The 17,498-nt window shown below is 68.4% G+C and carries 18 protein-coding genes and 3 pseudogenes; 7 read left to right on the top strand and 14 right to left on the bottom strand.

Annotation, left to right across the window (positions count from 1 at the left end; all coding sequences use genetic code 11):
* Positions 1-468 precede the first annotated feature (468 nt).
* The 4 genes and pseudogenes from FRCN3DRAFT_RS0225215 to FRCN3DRAFT_RS56505 form a co-directional block, all read right to left on the bottom strand.
* Complete coding sequence (locus FRCN3DRAFT_RS0225215; RefSeq protein ID WP_007515081.1) at positions 469-933, bottom strand: hypothetical protein; 465 nt, start codon at positions 931-933, stop codon at positions 469-471.
* Positions 934-1,268: 335 nt separating this feature from the next.
* A complete protein-coding gene (locus FRCN3DRAFT_RS55325; RefSeq protein WP_007515079.1) occupies positions 1,269-1,643 on the bottom strand; it encodes a hypothetical protein in 375 nt (124 codons plus the stop codon).
* A gap of 407 nt (positions 1,644-2,050) precedes the next feature.
* Positions 2,051-2,767, bottom strand: coding sequence for an IS6 family transposase (locus tag FRCN3DRAFT_RS0225205; RefSeq protein WP_027140915.1), 717 nt, complete (start codon positions 2,765-2,767; stop codon positions 2,051-2,053).
* Positions 2,768-2,792: 25 nt separating this feature from the next.
* Positions 2,793-3,013 (bottom strand): annotated as a pseudogene (locus FRCN3DRAFT_RS56505) (IS6 family transposase); the annotation flags it as partial.
* Positions 3,014-3,022: 9 nt separating this feature from the next.
* Between FRCN3DRAFT_RS56505 and FRCN3DRAFT_RS56500 the strand changes: the two are divergent.
* From FRCN3DRAFT_RS56500 to FRCN3DRAFT_RS57205, 3 genes are all read left to right on the top strand, one after another.
* Positions 3,023-3,220, top strand: coding sequence for a hypothetical protein (locus FRCN3DRAFT_RS56500; protein ID WP_232794140.1), 198 nt, complete (start codon positions 3,023-3,025; stop codon positions 3,218-3,220).
* A 228-nt stretch (positions 3,221-3,448) separates the two neighbouring features.
* Positions 3,449-4,213: a hypothetical protein gene (locus FRCN3DRAFT_RS54290; RefSeq protein WP_007515076.1), complete on the top strand. Its 765-nt coding sequence runs from the start codon at positions 3,449-3,451 to the stop codon at positions 4,211-4,213.
* A 117-nt stretch (positions 4,214-4,330) separates the two neighbouring features.
* Complete coding sequence (locus tag FRCN3DRAFT_RS57205; protein WP_007515075.1) at positions 4,331-4,459, top strand: hypothetical protein; 129 nt, start codon at positions 4,331-4,333, stop codon at positions 4,457-4,459.
* A gap of 251 nt (positions 4,460-4,710) precedes the next feature.
* Here FRCN3DRAFT_RS57205 and FRCN3DRAFT_RS0225180 read toward each other — a convergent pair.
* Positions 4,711-5,420: pseudogene (locus tag FRCN3DRAFT_RS0225180) on the bottom strand (IS6 family transposase).
* Positions 5,421-5,511: 91 nt separating this feature from the next.
* Between FRCN3DRAFT_RS0225180 and FRCN3DRAFT_RS55320 the strand changes: the two are divergent.
* The gene (locus FRCN3DRAFT_RS55320; protein WP_007515073.1) at positions 5,512-5,631 is read left to right on the top strand and encodes a hypothetical protein; all 120 of its coding nucleotides are present in this window, start codon (positions 5,512-5,514) and stop codon (positions 5,629-5,631) included.
* Between the two features lie 240 nt (positions 5,632-5,871).
* Here the strand turns inward: FRCN3DRAFT_RS55320 and FRCN3DRAFT_RS46175 are convergent, their stop codons facing one another.
* Positions 5,872-6,474 (bottom strand): TetR/AcrR family transcriptional regulator, encoded by a 603-nt coding sequence (locus FRCN3DRAFT_RS46175; RefSeq protein ID WP_007515072.1) that lies wholly within the window; start codon positions 6,472-6,474, stop codon positions 5,872-5,874.
* Between the two features lie 185 nt (positions 6,475-6,659).
* On the opposite strand from FRCN3DRAFT_RS46175, the gene FRCN3DRAFT_RS0225165 reads away from it, so the two are divergent.
* Entirely contained in the window at positions 6,660-7,193 is a 534-nt protein-coding gene (locus FRCN3DRAFT_RS0225165; protein ID WP_007515071.1) for a cysteine hydrolase family protein, read from the top strand.
* A 593-nt stretch (positions 7,194-7,786) separates the two neighbouring features.
* Here the strand turns inward: FRCN3DRAFT_RS0225165 and FRCN3DRAFT_RS46170 are convergent.
* Positions 7,787-7,993, bottom strand: a complete 207-nt coding sequence (locus FRCN3DRAFT_RS46170; protein WP_007515069.1) for an MmyB family transcriptional regulator — start codon at positions 7,991-7,993, stop codon at positions 7,787-7,789.
* 15 nt (positions 7,994-8,008) lie between these two features.
* Here FRCN3DRAFT_RS46170 and FRCN3DRAFT_RS51850 point away from each other — a divergent pair.
* Positions 8,009-8,278: pseudogene (locus FRCN3DRAFT_RS51850) on the top strand (transposase); the annotation flags it as partial.
* A 414-nt stretch (positions 8,279-8,692) separates the two neighbouring features.
* Here FRCN3DRAFT_RS51850 and FRCN3DRAFT_RS0225150 read toward each other — a convergent pair.
* The 7 genes from FRCN3DRAFT_RS0225150 to FRCN3DRAFT_RS0225120 all read right to left on the bottom strand — a co-directional run bounded on the left by FRCN3DRAFT_RS0225150 (position 8,693) and on the right by FRCN3DRAFT_RS0225120 (position 16,179).
* Positions 8,693-10,150 carry an aldehyde dehydrogenase family protein gene (locus FRCN3DRAFT_RS0225150; protein WP_051467136.1) on the bottom strand — a complete coding sequence of 486 codons (1,458 nt, stop codon included), beginning with the start codon at positions 10,148-10,150 and terminating at the stop codon, positions 8,693-8,695.
* 126 nt (positions 10,151-10,276) lie between these two features.
* On the bottom strand, positions 10,277-11,533 hold the full coding sequence (locus tag FRCN3DRAFT_RS0225145; protein WP_007515066.1) for a cytochrome P450: 1,257 nt from the start codon (positions 11,531-11,533) through the stop codon (positions 10,277-10,279).
* A complete protein-coding gene (locus FRCN3DRAFT_RS0225140; RefSeq protein WP_007515065.1) occupies positions 11,530-12,312 on the bottom strand; it encodes an SDR family NAD(P)-dependent oxidoreductase in 783 nt (260 codons plus the stop codon). The genes FRCN3DRAFT_RS0225145 and FRCN3DRAFT_RS0225140 overlap by 4 nt, the downstream gene beginning before the upstream one ends.
* 2 nt (positions 12,313-12,314) lie before the next feature.
* Positions 12,315-12,524 carry a ferredoxin gene (locus tag FRCN3DRAFT_RS0225135; protein ID WP_007515064.1) on the bottom strand — a complete coding sequence of 70 codons (210 nt, stop codon included), beginning with the start codon at positions 12,522-12,524 and terminating at the stop codon, positions 12,315-12,317.
* A 135-nt stretch (positions 12,525-12,659) separates the two neighbouring features.
* Positions 12,660-13,880 carry a CaiB/BaiF CoA transferase family protein gene (locus FRCN3DRAFT_RS0225130; RefSeq protein ID WP_007515063.1) on the bottom strand — a complete coding sequence of 407 codons (1,221 nt, stop codon included), beginning with the start codon at positions 13,878-13,880 and terminating at the stop codon, positions 12,660-12,662.
* On the bottom strand, positions 13,877-15,163 hold the full coding sequence (locus FRCN3DRAFT_RS0225125; RefSeq protein ID WP_007515062.1) for an amidohydrolase family protein: 1,287 nt from the start codon (positions 15,161-15,163) through the stop codon (positions 13,877-13,879). The genes FRCN3DRAFT_RS0225130 and FRCN3DRAFT_RS0225125 overlap by 4 nt, the downstream gene beginning before the upstream one ends.
* Before the next feature lie 302 nt (positions 15,164-15,465).
* Positions 15,466-16,179: an AraC family transcriptional regulator gene (locus FRCN3DRAFT_RS0225120; RefSeq protein WP_035929412.1), complete on the bottom strand. Its 714-nt coding sequence runs from the start codon at positions 16,177-16,179 to the stop codon at positions 15,466-15,468.
* Between the two features lie 668 nt (positions 16,180-16,847).
* On the opposite strand from FRCN3DRAFT_RS0225120, the gene FRCN3DRAFT_RS0225115 reads away from it, so the two are divergent.
* Positions 16,848-17,369 (top strand): nuclear transport factor 2 family protein, encoded by a 522-nt coding sequence (locus FRCN3DRAFT_RS0225115; RefSeq protein ID WP_007515060.1) that lies wholly within the window; start codon positions 16,848-16,850, stop codon positions 17,367-17,369.
* Positions 17,370-17,498 lie beyond the last annotated feature (129 nt).

The following is a 17,498-nucleotide window of genomic DNA, read 5'->3' as shown; positions in this document are numbered from 1 at the left end:
CGAGTGCCGCCGGAGGCGCTGGCCCGCTGGCAGGCCGGCCGGGATCCCGCGCGCGGCCCGCCGCCGCTGAGCCCGTTGCCCCTTTCTGCCGTATCTCGGCGGTCCCCCTGTTCGTCGTCTTGTCGGCGCTTCCTGACTTCCCAGATGAACGCGACCGCGAACCCGGCGAAGGCGAGGGCACTGCCAACGCCGCCGATCCAGTCGGGGACCGAGCCCCAGTCGATACGGGAGGTGGCGAAGTCCGAACTGCTGCCCACGGCGCCCAAGGTAACGCCGGGTTGGTGAAGTCGGGCTGGGACCTCCACTTGCCATCGAGATGCCGGAGCAAAGACCGCATCGAGGTTGAAGATCAACATAATCTGATCGCGTCGGTGCGGAACGGCCAGGTGTGGGTGTACCGCCGCCGGAGCACGAACGGCGGTACGACGACCTACGCGCTGGAATCCCACCGCCCCGCGCGCTGACCGGTCAGGACAGGATGGTCCGCTGGGCCGACGTGATCCGGCAGCCCACCTGGCCGCCGACTGTCTGCCCGGTGAAGCCACGGACTTCTTCCCGTCCGGCCAGGCCGGGGCCGAGGCGTGGGATGAACGCGGGGCCGGTGGTGAGTTGGGCGCCGTCGGGCGCGGTGAACGCCACCGTGATCACGTAGGACGCGGTTCGGTCGGTCCTATTCGTCACAGTGATCGTCGCGTGCAGCGCGCCAGCAGTGTCGGTCGTACAGCTGTCGACGCGCACATCCTCGGGATGCTGACCGTTGAGCTTCACCGTGTGGCCGGCGGCCACGCCGATGGCGATGGCGCAGCTGGCCAGGCCGATGAACAGCACGCCGAGGATGATCCACAGGGGTAGCAGTCGGCGGAACGTGGAGCGGCGTACGGGTGGTGGCGGTGGCGGGTAGCCGTAGGGCGGTTGGAAGCCTGGCTGTGTCATGAGAATCCCCCTGATCGTCTTCGACCGGGGGTCAGAGTAGCGGCCTCGACACCTATGGGGTCGCCGTGGCATTCGCCGAAAATCGGGCGGATATGGCTGACCGGCGTGGCCATCGCGCGGGCGCGGTGCGGGATCATGTCCGCTGGCAACGGCGTCGGCCGGGAGGACGGCGTCGGGGAACAACGGAACAGCGGTTATCGGCGAGATTGATCTTGGGTTGCCGGCACCGGCACGGCGACCGGCACGAGTTCCCCCACTGCAACCCACAAACGATCATCTGAAGGATGGGGTAATGCCTCTTATCCTGTCCTCTCGAAAGCGCTCCCCGTCAGCGGTCAGCGCGTCGACCGGGCTTGGCGCTGAGCGAGGGTGCGGCCGCCGACCAGAGCCGCGGCGAGCCGCGCGCAGCCGTCGGCGAAGTCCGGCGCATAGCGGCGGCCGCCGGTGCCGAGCGGCAGCGCGAGCACGCCGACGACCCCGGCGAACAGCAGCCCGCCCTGCAGTGCTGTGGCCGGGCCTGGACCGCCCCGTCGGAGCCGCCCGGGTACATCCCGGACCGGCAGGCGCCAGATGGCGACCACCGCCGCGACCGTGCCCAGCCCGGCCAGCCCCGCCACCGCCAGCAACCGGTGCCGGCCGGAACGCCCGGCCGCTCCCCCGTTGTCGGTTATGGGAAGGGTTGTACCGCCACCGCCATCGGACGCCCGCACACGGCGATCCACCCCTGCCAGAAAGCGCGGCCAGAATCCTGCCGAGCCGCCGCGCCACCGTCTACCGCCGCCTGGACGAGGACGAGCCGGCCGGCGAGCGGTAGTCGCGGGCGTATGACCGAGATCAGCCCCGCAATCCGTGTACTCCCATTCAATGGGAGTACACGGATTGCGGGGCTGGCGGGACTACGGCGCCTCGCCGCGGCGAGGCGCCGAGCGTCAGGCCCCAGCCCTCATCGGGCTGGTGGTCTGTGTCTTGCGGGTGGTCAGTCCGGGGGGTAGAGGGGCCACGGGTCGTCCGGGGGCTGGTCGTGGCGGGCCTGGTGGACGGCGATGCGCGGGGAGCCGGGCTGGGGCTGTTGCGTTGAGCCGGCCCGAGGCACGGCAGGGCCAAGTTGGCGACCTGATCAGATAGCCTGCGCGAGCTCGGCGAACGCTGTCGCGAGCCGGAGATGGGGCTCGGCGTCGATGCCGAGTTCGTAGTGTCCGCGGCGAAGGTTCTGGACGAAGGCGTGCCTGGAGCCAATCACCTGGGCCGAGTGCAGTCGTTTCAGTCCTCGCATCGGCCGCAGCCGGGCTTTCAACCGGCCGTGGTCGGCCTCGATCGGGTTGTTCGCGTAGCGGGCGTCCACGTGGTGAGCAGCAGGCAGTTGCTCGTCGAGGACGCGTGGGTAGGCCGGGGCCCGGTCGGTGGTCACCTCCACCGGGCGACGACCATGCGACAACGTGGCGGTGAAGAACCGACGCGCCGCGGCCAGGTCCCGATTCTCGGAGGCGAGTACGTCGATGACCTGCCCGTACTGGTCGATCGCTCGGTACAGGTAGCGCCACCGGCCCGCGATCTTGACATATGTCTCGTCCGTGAACCACCTGTCGCCCGGGCTGTGGCGACAGGGCCGGGCGGCGTCGATCAGCAGCGGGGTGAACCGGCGGACCCACCTGTACACGGTCACGTGATCAACGTCGACGCCGCGTTCGGCGAGCAACTCCTCGATGTCCCGGTACGACAACGCGAACCGCAGATACCAGCGAACTCCCAGAACGATCACCTCCGGTGGGAACCGGAAGCCGGCGAACTCCGAGGCCGAGACCGGGACCGGCGGATGAGGACGGCGGTGCGCCATCATCCGATCATGCCTGGCCGCCGGGACGGACCACAGCGTCCACCGACGCAACAGTGCGCTGCACCCACCGGAAGATCGTGACGTGATCGACGTCGAGGCCGCGTTCGGCCAGCAGTTCCTCGACGTCGCGGTACGACAGGGCGAACCGTAGGTACCAGCGGACGCCCAGAACGATCACCTCTGGCGGAAGCGGAACCCAGCAAACTCCGAGGCCGGGACGACAGGTCGTACACGCCGACGACGCACTACTCGATCATGCCTGAGCGGATGGCCCGACCGCTGTGCACCGCCAACGCAACAGAGCCGCGGGGACCGCGGGAACGCGCCCCTGTCGGTCTCTACGCGCACGGCGTCGTGGTTGCGAACCTGGACCGGCGCGCCGGCGATCCCCATGAGCACTCCGCCGCGACGCAGGCGGCCGTCGTGCGCGTGCGCCTCGTCGCGGACGGATGAGGCTGTGCTGTCATATCCCGGACGATCGCCGTAACCGATCGTTACGACTTTCGGCATGAGGTCCCTTTCTGGATCTTCGAGCGGTGCCGGGCGACTGCCACTATCCGTTGAAACGACGAACTACTGACCGCTGCGGTGGCACATACTCATCGGCACTCGGCCTCGCCGTCACGCCGGTCTGAAGAACGTCACCGAAGGCGGGTCCGGCACGCTGTAAGCGGAGACCTGATGGACAGTCACAACCCTGGCCGGGACAGTGCCGCCCCGGCCCGTGCCAGCCAGCACCGGTGGCGGCAGGCGCGCCGCAGGCCGACGGCGGTCGGCGTCACCCTCGTTGCCGCTATCGCCGCCGTGATCCTGCTCGGCAGCCGCCTGCCCCCGCCGGGCAGCCCGGATGGCGCGCCGACGCCCGTCCCCCTGGGAACGGCCACTCTCACCCCACGGCCGGCGACCGCGACCTCGACCGACCCGGCCCCGGCGTCGGCGTCGGCGTCGCCGACCGTGCCACCGTCGACAGTGCCACCGAGGACCTCGCCGGTGCCGCACCCGGCGGCCGGGTTGTCGGCCGACCAGGCGCTGCGGGCGCTGCTCAACCCCGTGACCATGACCCGCTGCATCCGGGTCGATCCGGCGGCCAACAGCACCTATCCGGACGCCGCCGTCCGCTGCGCGGCCTCCGACGGCCGGTTCGTGTACGCCTGGCACTTCCCGGACCGATCGGCACTGGACCGCCGCCTTGACCTCCTGACCGTCAACGTGCCCACCCCGGGCTCCTGCGACGCTGGCGCACCGGCCGTCGGCCGGTGGATCCCGCCCCAGGGCGGCCAGGGCGGTGCCCTGCTGTGCTTCTGGGCCAACCGCCAGTTCGTCGTCCTCTGGGCCTACGACGCCGTCCCGGTCGCGGTCAGTGTGCAGGGCTCGAACGCGGTGACCCTGGTCCGCTGGTGGCGGGGCTTCGACCCGCTCACCATGGGAACCTGGCTCAGCGGCTGACCGCTCCCGCCCGACCTCGCCCTGCTGCGCGACATCACCGGCCGCTTCGCGCACGTCTCCCACCTGGCAACCCGCACCCTCAACCTGCAGATCACCGACGAAAGGCCCGACCGCGTCGTGCTGCGAGTCGTCGAGCAGACCGCCGCCTACGACTTCCTCGGCGCCGACGGCACGGTGCTCGCCCACAAGACCGCATCCGCGCCCGCCCGCACCGACGTCACCCTCGTCCGAACCGCCGCCGGCTGACGCATCACCGACCGCGCAACCGCCCTGTGAGCCCGCCCGCCCCACCTATCCAGGTCAGCGACGCCGCGCTCGCCCGGAGAGTGGCGTCCACTCGTCGCAGCTTGTCCTCCCGCGAATGGTTATGATCAGGCCACCGCAGGACGGGCATCTTCGGGGCCTGCGCCCCGACGAACTGCCCGGCGGAGTGTGGCCCGGCGGCTCTGTTGCGTTGGGCCGGCCCGAGGCACGACAGGGTCAGGTTGGCGGCCTGATCAGATGGCCTGCGCGAGCTCGGTGAACGCTGCTGCGAGCCGGAGATGGGGCTCGGCGTCGACGCCGAGTTCGTAGTGGCCGCGGCGAAGATTCTGAACGAAGGCGTGCCCGGAACCGATCACCTGGGTGGAGCGCAGCCGTTTCAGCCCGCGCATCGGCCGCAGCCGGGCCTTCAGCCGGCCGTGATCGGCTTCGATCGTGTTGTTCGCATACCGGGCATCTATGTGGTGGGCGGCCGGAAGCTGCTCGTCGAGGACCCGCGGGTAAGCCGCGGCCCGATCGGTGGTCACCTCGACCGGCCGCCACCCGTGTGCCAGTGCCCGGGTGAAGAACCGGCGCGCCGCCGCCAGATCGCGTCTTTCGGAGGCGAGGACGTCGATGACCTGGCCGAACTGGTCGATCGCCCGGTACACGTACGTCCAGCGCCCGGCGACCTTCACATACGTCTCATCGGTGAACCACCTGTCGCTCGGGCTGTGGCGGCACGGCCGGGCCGCGTCGATCAACAGCGGCGTGAACCGCCGCACCCACCGGAAGATCGTGACGTGATCGACGTCGAGGCCGCGTTCGGCCAGCAGTTCCTCGACGTCGCGGTACGACAGGGCGAACCGTAGGTACCAGCGGACGCCCAGAACGATCACCTCTGGCGGAAGCGGAACCCAGCAAACTCCGAGGCCGGGACGACAGGTCGTACACGCCGACGACGCACTACTCGATCATGCCTGAGCGGATGGCCCGACCGCTGTGCACCGCCAACGCAACAGAGCCTCGCCGAGATCATTGCTGAGACCGCGGTCACGGTGCTCCTGGACCGCATCCCCGACATCGCCCTCGCCATCCCTTCTGTCAGCCTCCTTTGGCGTCCCACCTTCTGGGTCCGCGGCCTGGCCGAACTCCCCGTCATCTTCACCCCGGCCTGAACACGCCTGGCGGCGCGCTCGGCCGCGGGCGCGCGGCCAGACCAACTGGACGACGCCGAGGCCGCGACGGCTCAGGGCTTCCGGGCGACCGCTTGCCCCGGACGCTGTGGCGTCCGCCCGATCGTCGGCCGGAACAGCGCCATGTCCGGACGAGGACGTCTGCTCTGCGGGCCGGCCCCCACCCGGGAGCCTCCCTGTCGTCTTCGTCGGACTCGGAGCCGCGATGACCGCGCGGCGCACTCAGGAACGGGGAGCCTCCCCTTGGGGCGAGAAGTCCGGTGACCGGAGCCCGTCGCGCAGGATCGCGAGCACTCGCGTGGGGTCCGCGTCGTGGTGCGCGAGGTGACGCAGCGAGAGGAGGGTACCGGTCAGCACCGCCATCAGGTCGGCGGTGTCGATGTCGCCGCGTACCTCCCCGCCGTCCTGCGCCCGGACGAGGAGGTGGCCGATCTCATCGCGCAGGGCGGCGGTCATCGCGGCTACGGATGCCTGCATGTCGGCCCTGGTGGAGGCGATCGCGTCGATGAGGTCTGTCTTCGTCGAGGCGTCGACGGCGAGGCGCTCGATGAACTTGAAGAGGGCTGCTCCTGCGTCGTCGGCGTGGCGCAGGGCCCGCGCCTCGGCCAGCAGGGGGTCGAGGCGCTCGTGGATGACGGACTCGAAGAGCGTCTCCTTGGTGGGGAAGTGGCGGTAGAGGGTGCCGGGCCCCACACCGGCCCGGCGCGCGATCTCGTCCAGCGAGACGGACAGTCCGTCGGCCGCGAAGGCCTCCCGGGCCACCTGCAGAAGCCGGTCGCGATTGCGGCGCGCGTCGGCGCGCAGTGGCCGGTGCTCGGTCTCCATCCGGGTCTCCCTCGGTCCGAGGTTCTCCAACCGGGGCGCTGTCTCCGGTACAGTGGTCGAACCGGGGCGCTGTCTCCGATTTTACTCGTGTCCGCTGTGGCGCTCGGCGTGAGAACGCCGGTGGTGACGGCGGCGTCTTGGTCTCGTGCACCGCCGGCCCGTACCAATTCGCGAAGGAGAACCTGATGACTGTGGCCAGTCAGCCGACGTCCGTGCCGGCCGCGTTCCTGGCGCTGGACTTCGCCGCGTACATCGTCGAGAACTTCAGCCACAACGCCGCCATCGCCGAGCACGCCGCGGGCGCGCTGGACGCGGCCCGCTCCGCGGGGCTGCCCGTGATACACGTCGTCCCGGCCGGGATGCAGGATCGGATCCATCCCCTCCTCGTGCCGGTCGGTGACGAGCCGGTTCTGACCAAGAGCAGCATCGGAGCCTTCGCCACCACGAACCTGCACGAGCTCCTCCGGGCCGCGAACATTGAGAAGATCATCCTGGCGGGGGTGGCGACCTCCGGGACGGTGCTGTCCACGACCAGGTGGGGGGTCGACGTCGGCTACCAGGTCACCGTCTGCGCCGAGGCGTGCGCCGACCCCGACCCGCGAGCCCATGCCGCGTTGCTCGACGAGTCGGTCCACCCACAGAGCTGGCTCGGGCTCTGGCGCATCGCCGATGTGCTGAACACCAGCCAGGTCACCGAGCTGCAGCCCGTCGCGGGATAGCCGGGTTCCGCACGGCCCGCCTATCGTCCTGCGCCGCGCGGTGACGGGCCGTCGGCCAGCAGGCTGTGCAGCTGTCCGCTGGTCTGGGTTGAGCAGGTTGTCTGGGGCGTGGCGTTACGCCTGCGCCGGGTCGCGTCGCGGAGACGGTAGTGGACGGTGGCCTGGTGCGCGGCGGCGGCGAGGTCGAGGGGCAGCAGGTGCGGCGTGGCGACGCATGCACCGCAGCGTGGTGAGACCTTGGGGCCGGTCGAGCAGCGACAGCGTGACGTCGAGGGTTTCGGCGCGGGCGAGGACGGTGGCGAACGGGGAGGGGAAGTGGGCGGCGTGTAGCCCGAGTGCCGCCTGGGTGATGGCCTCACGGCCGCCGGCCGGTCGAGGTCACCACGGACAAGGCACCGGTCTACCCGCGGGTCCTCGACCGAACTGACCGCAGCGGTCTGATCATCACGGCGCCCTCCCGGTCTTGGCGCGCCTCGCCGAACGCGCACGCGTTAGAGCCCAACGGGGCATCCGGTCACGACGCGAACCAGTCAAGGCCGACAACTCAACATCAACAAGGTTGCGAGGGTGGCTCCCAGCGTGAAAGATCGAGGTTAGTGACGAGCCTGGGTTCCGATGACGGACAGCAACTGCAATTTTTCGTGGTTCTCACTGCCGGGAATGGCGGTGTAGACGAGCAGTGAATGCGACTGGTTCGGATCGAGTAGCGTCTGGCGGGTTAGCACCAATGCACCGAGTTCGGGGTGGATGAAGTGTTTCACCTCGTTGGGGCGAATGCCGATCTCGTGGTCGTTCCACACCTCCCGGAATTATGAGAGGAGTTCACTCCTTTCTTCGACTACGACGTGGAAATACTTCGGGTGCTGTGTTCCGCGAACGCGATCGAGTCGCTCAACGCCCGCTACCGGCGGGCGGTGCGGGCCCGAGGGTATTTCCCCAGCGACCAGGCCGCGCCTTGAAATGCCTGTATCTTATGACCCGCAGCCTCGACCGGCCGCGCCCGGTGGATCGTCCGTTGGAAGCCCGCGACCGACGCCTTCTCGATCACGTTCGGTGACCGTTGGCCGTCTGCCGAGACCTACTGAGCAAAGTTGCCGGAAACACCGTCTATGGGACGGTCCCCCTCGAAGACGTTCGCTGTTCTCGCGAAGCTCACGGGTAAGGAATGCGGCACCAGGGGCAAGGGTCGCTGTGCAGACGACAGTGTGATTCCGCACCGGTGCGGCTACGACGAACCACCCTGGTCGTGGTGACTGCCTGATTGGTTCACGCGCTCTTGTGCCCGCGAAGATCGGAAAAGGACTACAACCGGTGCACCCCACGAGATCTGAAAAAGGCTTTTACTGACGTTGAACTTGTGAGGTGAGCGGCTTTGGAGGTTCGAGTCGTAGTCCGGTTCCGGATCGAGACCCATGACAGGCCGGATCGACTCCATCCCCCGAGACCCTCACCGCACCCGACTGGGAGAATCCTCTCAGTCGGGTTCCGCGCAATCTTGCTCATCGGCTTTCTGCCGGCCAGGCTGTGGATTTCGTTTCGAGGTACTGGTCGAAGCCGACTTGTCCTTTGTGCCGTCCTATGCCGCTGGCCTTGTAGCCGCCGAAGGGCATGTCCGGGCCGGACGCCGAGCCGCCGTTGACGTGGACGGTGCCTGTCCGGAGGCGGCGGGTCACCGCCAGCGCCCGTTCCAGCGATCCTGACATCACTGTGCCGGACAGGCCGTAGGAGCTGTCGTTGGCGATCCTGATGGCGTCTTCGTCGTCGTCGAACGGGATCACCGCCAGGACGGGTCCGAAGATTTCTTCCTGGGCGATTGTCATCGAGTTATCGACGTCGACGAATAGTGTCGGTCTGACAAAGTACCCCTTGTCGAGTCCTTCGGGCCGGCCGGTGCCGCCGACGACGAGGCTGGCTCCTTCGTCGAGGCCCTTGCGGATGTAGCCGAGTACGCGTTCGCGTTGCTTCGCCGAGATGACCGGGCCGGTGACGGTGTCCGGTTGCTGAGGGTCGCCGACCTTGACGTCGGCGTACATGGCCTCGAGCAGATCGACGCCTTCGTCGTAGCGGGAGCGGGGGAGCAGCATCCGGGTCGGGATGGCGCAGCCCTGGCCGGCGTGGATGCACGCCGCGATGCCCATTCTCGTGGCCGTCTGCAGGTCGGCGTCGTCGAGCACGATCGTGGCCGACTTGCCACCCAGCTCGAGGAACAGTCGCTTGAGGGTGGCCGCGCCCTTCTCCATGATTCGTTTGCCGACGGCCGTCGACCCGGTGAAGGCGATCATGTCGACTTTGGGGGAGAGGGTCAGCTCCTCGCCGACGAGGTGGTCCGACGACGTGACGATGTTGACAACCCCAGGAGGGAAGTCGGTGTGCTCGGTGATGAGGCGCCCGAGGCGGGTGGCGTGGAACGGAGTGTCCGGCGCCGGCTTGAGTACGACGGTGTTGCCGGTGGCGAGGGCCTGGCCGAGTCCGTGCAGTGTGATCTGGAGCGGGTAGTTCCACGGCACGATGACGCCGACGACGCCGATCGGCTCGCGCCAGATCCTGCGCGACGTCAGCCTTCCGCTTCGCGGGTCGACCTTGTCGCCGACGTCAGTCTCCCATGGGTACTCGTCGATGAGCTTGGCCGGGTGGCGCAGCGCGCCGGCGAGCGGCGCGTCGAGCTGCTCGCCGATGGTGGTCGCCCGAGGGCAGCCGACCTCCGCGATCAGCTCCTCGCGGAACTGTTCGCGTTCCGCCTCCAGCGCCTCCTGCAGCTGGGAGAGGCAGTGCTTGCGGAAGGCATGGTTCGTGGACCAGCCGGTCTCGTCGAACGCCCGGCGGGCAGCGTCGACGGCGCGGTGCATGTCGACGGCGGACGCATTGGCGACCTGGCCGAGTACCTCCTCGGTCGCCGGGTTGACGTTGTCGAAGGTTCTGCCCGTGGCGGCCTCGACGAGCTTCCCGTCGACGAGCATTCTCGACTCGAACTGAGGCGTGTCAGCCACTGCGCCTCGCTCCTTCCGTCCAGCGGGCAGCAAGGTCGGGACGGCGTTCCAGAGGTAGCCGACCTCGCCGTCGGTCTCCGTCACGGGTCGCTCCTCTCAACCGAATAGCACGGGGATCGCTGTCGGGCCGCGGTGGTACATGCCGATGATGCGGGGTGGTTCGGCGTCGGTATCGAGTCGAAGGTTCGGCAGCCTGTCGAGCAGGGCGCCGATGCCCGTGTACATCTCGGCTCGAGCGACGTGCATCCCCAGACACACGTGGGGTCCCCCGCCGAATCCGAGCGCGGGCTTGGGAGGGCGGGTCACCTCGAAGGTGTCAGGCCGTTCCCAGCGGCTGGGATCCCGGCCGCCGGCACCGAGTGCGAGGTGCAGCACCGCGCCTTTGGGAAGGTGTGTGCCGTGGAACTCGATGTCTCTGGTCAGGAACCGGGAGAACATGGGATTAGTGGGTGTCCACCGCAACGATTCGTCGATCGCGTTGCGTAGGAGCTGCCGGTCGGTGCGCACCGCGTCGAGAAGTTCTGGGCGCTGCAACAACGTGGTCAGGACGATACCCATCTGTCGCCACGTCGTGCCCGATCCCGCCATGAGCAGCAACACCGCGAACGAATAGATCTCCGCGTCTGACAGCCGATGAGCGTTCCCATTGTCGTCCTGCACCTCGGCGTCGACGAGGACGCTGATGAGGTCGTCCTCGCGAGCCGCTCGGCGGGCCGCGACGATCGGCGCCAGCAACGGGACGAGCTCGGCTGGTTTGCCCAGTTCCTCTCGGATCGCGACGGCCTGCTCAACCGCGACCCCGAAGCTGCCCGTGATCGTCAGTACCGGGACGGCCGCGGAGAAGTCGACGTTCAGGTCCGCGTAGCCGTCGTCGACGAACCAGTCGATCAGCGCGTGCACCGTCGTCTCGATCCACCGTTCGGTCCACCAGCGCATCCGCGGTGGCACGAACGAGGACTGCACCAGCCTCCGGTAACGGCGGTGCTGGGCGCCGGCCATGGAGAAGATGCTGTTCAGCGGAGCGAGCTGCCCGTCCTCGAGGTCGACCGCTACCGGCGAGGAAGCGAAGACCTCCTGGTTCCGCAACGCCTCGTCGCAGGCCGCGAACGTGAACGCGGTGAAGTGCGGCCGGTCCTCGAACGGCAGTCCCTGGAACATCACCGGGCCGTGGCAACCGGTCAACTCGTGCAAGGTGCCGGGATGCACCGCTGCCTGTTTCCGAAGCTCGTGCCACCTCGGGTACGGATCGTCGGTGTAGTCCGTGACCGCCCCGACATTCGCCTCGTTACGGAGGTCGAAGACCTCGCGTAGACGCGCGCGGTCGAGTAGTCCGATGCTGTCCGGTCTGGTCATTTTGCCACGTATCCTCCGTCGACGGGCAGCAGCACGCCCGTGATGTTCGAGGCTCGATCTGAGACCAGGTACACCGCCGCCTCGGCGCAGTCCTCCGCCGTGATCGGGCGTCCCAGCGGATGGATCGACCCGACGTGCTCGGCGTACTGCTCGAGGGCGTCGGGTGGGATCCGTGTCCCGCCTGCCGCGGTGAAGTTGGTGGTGTACGGCATGCCGGAGGGGCAGATCGCGTTGACCCGGATACCGAAGGGTGCGCATTCGGCGGCGACGCCGCGGGTCAGCTGGTGGACGCCACCCTTTGTCGCTCCGTAGACCACGTCGCCCAGGCCGATCAGACCGGCGACCGAACCCGTGTTGAGAATGACACCGCCGTCGCCCTGCTTCTTGAACTGCGCCACCGCGTGCTTGCAGCCGAGGAACACCCCGCGCAGATTGACGGAGGTCAGGCGCTCGAAGTCCTCGACCGTGTGGTCCTCGATCGCCCTGCCGCGCTGCGGCGCCGGAATACCGGCGTTGTTGAACATGACGTCGAGCTGGCCGAACTGCTCGGTGGCGGTGGCGACGGCGTCGGCGACGTCCTGCTCGGACGCCACGTCGCACTCCTGGGCGATGGCGACGCCGCCAGCAGCCTCTACCTGGCGCACGGTCTCCTTCGCCCACTGGAGTCGAAGGTCGGCGCAGACGACCAGTGCGCCCTCCTCGGCGAACCGCAGGGCCGAGGCGCGACCGACGCCCGACCCGGCGCCGGTGATCACCGCGCTTTTCCTCTCGAGTAACACCGTCACACTCCATCGTTTAACGCGAGCTGGATCGCGCTGGTTGGGCACGCCTCCGCCGCAACGCGAATCGCGTTGATCGGATCGGCGGCCGAATCCGTCACGACGGCCTTGGCGTCCTCGTCATGGTCGAACGTGCCGGCCGCATAAACGAGACAGATACCGCTACCCATGCATCGCTCCCGATCGACCGTTATCGTCCAGGTGTCGTCCACCTCGAACCTCCATGGCAGGGCCGGATGGACTCTATCCCCCGAGACCCTAACCGCGCCCGACTGGGAGAATCATCCCAGTCTGGCTCCGCGCAATCTTTGCGCATTCGGTCAATTCTTTGATGTGACTTTGCGCTGTTACAGGATGGCCTTGCTGGCTTTGAGCTCGCCGATTTCGTCCCAGGTGAGGCCGAGTTCGAGGAGCACGGTCTCGGTGTGTTCGCCGTGTTCGGGGGCGCGGGTCGGTTGGTTTGGCTGCTGGTCGAACTGCACCGGCGCGGTGACCAGCGGGAGGGAGTGGCCGTTGCCGACGTCGACGTGGGCGAGGTAGCCGTTGGCCTGGACCTGAGGGTCGCCGTCGAGCTCGTGGGGCGACTGGCTCAGCGCCCACTCTCCGTCGAACTCGGACAGCACGTGCCGCCACTCGTCGTAGGTGCGCTGGGCGAAGACGCCGTCGAGCCATTCGACGCACGCCTGGGCGTTGCGGCGGCGGGCGTCGATGTCGAGGAAGCGGGGGTCGCTCGCCATGTCGGGCTGGCCGAGGGCGTGGCACAGGTGGGGCCAGTAGCGGTCGGGCGCGAGCATCTGCAAGATGATCACGCGGCCGTCGGCGGTGCGGTACGGAAGCATCAACGGATTCGAGGTCTCGTACCGGCCACGGGCGCGCGCGGGCGCCGTCGGGCCGTTGATGACGGAGTTCATGACGTCCATCTGGACCTGCCACATGCCGGACGCGAGGAGCGAGGCGTCGATCACCGATGGCTCGCCGGTCGCCGAACGGCGGTACAGTGCGGTGCTGACGGCGCCGGCGATGACCAGCCCGCCGACCACGTCACCGAACGCCGGCCGGGGCATCGCCGGCCAGGGGGCGTCGGGCGCGGTGAAGATCTGCTGCATGCCGCTGCGGGCCCAGTAGGCGCCCGCGTCGTAGCCGCCCCGGCCGGCGTCGGGCCCTCGGGCGCCGAACGCGGTGCCCCGTACGTAGATCACCGCGGGGTTGTCGGCCCGTACGTGGGCGACGTCGAGCTTCAGTCGGGCGAGGGTGTCGGCCCGCAGGTTGGTCACGAACACGTCGCTTGCGGCGACGAGCTGGGACAGCAGCCGCCGGCCCTCCGGGTGCTTGATGTCCACCCCGACGGAGCGCTTGCCTCGGTTCGTGGCCTGGAAGTGCACGTCCACGCCGTTCCACAGCTTGTGCATGCCGGCGGTGACCAGGCCCCGGTATGGGTCACCGGTCTCGGGGTGTTCGATCTTGATGACCTCGGCGCCCCATTCGGCGAGCACGGCCCCCGACATCGGGACGAACACGTGCGAGGCGACCTCGAGCACCCGCACCCCGGCGAGCGGGGCCGCGCTCACGTCGTGCTGGTCGGCTGGTGCGAGTGGGCGAACTGTCCCACTGTGGCTGTGTGCCAGTCCCGAGTGCCTCGGGAGACGATCGAGATGTCGTGGCCCGCGACTTCCTGCCGCAACGCTCCGGTCGTGCACTGCTCGCGCGGGCGGATGGCGAACGGATCGAACGAGAAAACCCGCATTGCATTCAGGTGGGTGATTTTGTCGACCTGTATGTCGGTCAGCCCGGCCACTGCCTCGGCCACGACCTCGGGGGACCGCGGCCAGGTGCTGTCGGAGTGCGGGTAGTCGCACTCCCAGGTCACCATGTCCTCGTTGATCCAGTTGAGGTTGGCCAGGCCGAAGTCGTCGACGATGAAGCAGGTGACGACGTGGTCGCGGAAAATCTCGCTGGGCAGCCGGCCACCGAGGTCGGGGCGGGTCCAGGCCTTGTGTTGCTTGTAGGTGTAGTCCGCCCGTTCGAGGAAGTACGGGATCCAGCCGATGCCGCCCTCAGACAGGGCCACCTTCAGGTTCTTGAACTTCTGGAAGATCGGTGACCACACGAGGTCGGTCGCCGTCGGGAAGGTCTTGATGGCCGCGCAGGTGATCTCGACGTTCATCGGGGCGTCGGGCGCGGTGACCACGCCGATCGCGCCCGACCCGATGTGGACGCACACGACGGTCTCGGTCTCCTGGCACGCCGCCCAGAACGGGTCCCAGTGGTCGCTGTGCAGCGACGGCAGCCCGAGAGCGTAGGGGTTCATCGAGAAGCTGACCGCGTGGGCGCCCTTGGCCGCGTTCCGGTGGATCTCCTTCGCCATCAGCTGCGGATCCCAGATGGGCGGGATCGAACAGGGGATGAACCGCTCGGGGTAGGAGGCGCACCAGCCGTCGATGTGCCAGTCGTTGTAGGCCTTCAGGACGGCGAGGGCCAGGTCGGGATCCTGGTCGACGCGGCTCGCGAAGAACTGGCCGCAGAACCGGGCCATCGACGGGAAGTTCAGCGAGGCGAGCACGCCGTTGGCGCTCATGTCCTTGACGCGCTCGTGGACGTCGTAGCAGCCCCGTCGCAGCTCCTCGAGCCGCGTCGGCTCCAGGCCGTACTCCTCGGGTGGGCGGCCGGCCACCGCGTTCAGCCCAGAACTGCGAGCCTCGCCTTCACCGAACACCCACTTGTCGCTCACCTCGTCCGAGACGAGCCGAGGCGCCCGGTCGGCGTACTTGGCCGGGATGAAGCCGTCGAACATGTCAGGTGGCTCGATCACATGGTCGTCCACGCTGATCAGGATTAAGTCGTCCTTGTTCACGCTGCCTCCGCTACGCCGCCGCCACGATGACCCTCGACGTCCACATGCCAGACGGCTCGATGGTCCGCATCGGCAGTCAGCTCCGGTGCGGGCGCCATCCTTGCCCGTCTGGGTCCGCCGACGGTCTCCTGTCGGCTCATCATCGACGGCCGGGCCTTGGCCGTCTTTGCGCGTCCGGTCAAGTGCTTGCCCATTTCGGCCAGGCCGTAGTGGGTAGGCCGTAAGCGGGTGGCGTCGAGCGTTGCGCGCGCCCACGTCGACGTCGGTGTGCTGTCTGGAGCCGGTTCGCTGCCTGAACGAGTTCAGCCGGCGCGGACGCGCTGGCGGTAGCCGGTGGGCGTCTCCCCGGTGTACTGGCCGAACGCGCGGGTGAAGGCGCTCACGCTCTGGAAGCCGACAGCGAGCGCGACGGTGATGACGTTCTGGTTCTGGCCGTCCTGAGCGAGCAGAGCCATGGCCTTCAGCAGCCGGCTTTCCAGGAGGTACCGACGCCAGGACATGCCGGTCGCGGCGAGGAACGCTCGGCGCAACGACCGCTCCGAGACTCCCACAGCGGCGCACAGCTGGGGTAAGGACACGTCGGTCAGGTGCTCGGTGGTGTACTTCATGGCCGCGGCCACGAGCGGGTCGCCGGTGGTCGGCAGGCACAGCGGGGTCTCGTGGTCGAGCCATTCGACGACGAGGTAGGCGAGGGCTTCGAAGATGGCGTCAGCCATCGGGTCGTTCGACGTCCGGGCGATCGGCCACCGCTTCGCGTAGTGGATCATCTCCCGGATCACCGGTGCGGCGGCGAGGATGCGGACCCGGTCGCCCGCCGGTATGCCCATCACCGGGTCGAAGAAGACCGAGACGGCCTTGACGTGCGTCCACGTGCTGCAGTGGACGATCCCGGCGGGGATCCACACGGCCTGCTGGGGCGGGAGAAGGTAGCGCGCCGTCATTGTCTCGACCTCGGCGACGCCCTCGAACGCGTACTCCAGCTGATGCAGGTCGTGCGAGTGCCAGCCGGTGATCACCTCGTCCCCGACCTCCAGGGCGTAGGTGCCAGCTCGGACCACCGCGGGGTCGGCACCCTCGCGCCGGAAGTTGGCCGAAATAGGCAAGATTCGGGTTCCATTTGCAGGGACAGCCATGGACGGACCCTAGTGCAGCGGTGGGAACGGACACCGGTGTGGCCGGAATGGGCAAACACTTGACCGAACCTGCAAAGACGGCCACGGTTCGACCCGTCGATGATGAGCCGACAGGGCACCGCCGAACCCGGTTCGCGGGCAGAGCGCCCGCAGGTCCACGACGAGATCGACTCCGTCAGCCACCTCGGTGGGTCACGTGAGCGTGAGGACTCGCTCGGCCTGTGCTGTTCATCCGCACCGGACGATGTGGACGCGGCAGCGCGGTGACGTGGTGCCTACGTGCAGGCAGACCGTGATCCGCTGCCAATCCATCGGAGATCACTGATCAATGACGCTGAGGAAGGTGACGATGTCGGGCCGTTCCGGTCGCCGAACCCGAGGGGCCAGGTCGTGACAGCGGCTGGGCGACTGACCGAGACGACGCCCGCGCGGGAAAGCGCGCGCGTTACTCCTCGGCTGCGGACCGCGGGCGAGCGAGGCACCCGTCTGGCATGCGGTACCTGCACCATCCTGGTCGATCATTCGCGTCCGTCTCCGGAGAGCAGCGTGCGTTGACGGACATCGCGGGCACCGAGCGCGCAGCGATCCAGCAGCTGCTCGACAAGCAGGCCATCCGTGAGGCGATCATGCGGTACTGCCGCGGCGTGGACCGCGCTGATCCGGACCTCATCAGTTCCGCCTACCACCCCGACGCGGTCGACGACCACGGCCGCCAGCGCTACACGGGCGCGACTGTCGGCCGAGGCATCGCCGACCTCGCCCGCTCGTGGAAGGTCTCGGCGCATCACGTCACGAACCAGCTCATCACCCTGCACGGCGACGAGACCGCGGGTTGCGAGACGTACTTCATGGCGTGGCAGAGCATGGAGACGGACGGCGAGGAACGCCTCCTACTCGCGCTCGGGCGCTACGTCGATCGTTTCGAACGCCGTGACGGCGAGTGGAAGATCGCGAATCGGCTAGTGATCGTGGAGCTCACATATATCGCCCCGGCGGGAGGTCCGCCGCCGCCGCTTCTCGGTCTCGGCTCCCGGGACCGGAATGACCCCTCGTATGCGGAACTCGAGTACTGACGCGAGCCGGGCGGCGGCTGCTCGCCCGCCGCGATCCGATTCAGCCGAGTCGGACGAACGCCAGCAGCCGATCGGCCGGCACTCGCCACACCAGGCAGGGATTTCCTTACCGAGTCCTCCAGTCGTAGA

This window comes from Pseudofrankia saprophytica (assembly GCF_000235425.2).
Classification (GTDB): Bacteria; Actinomycetota; Actinomycetes; order Frankiales; family Frankiaceae; genus Pseudofrankia; species Pseudofrankia saprophytica.
The sequence above is the reverse complement of the archived record's forward strand: the minus strand, read 5'-3'. Positions and strand labels throughout refer to the sequence as shown.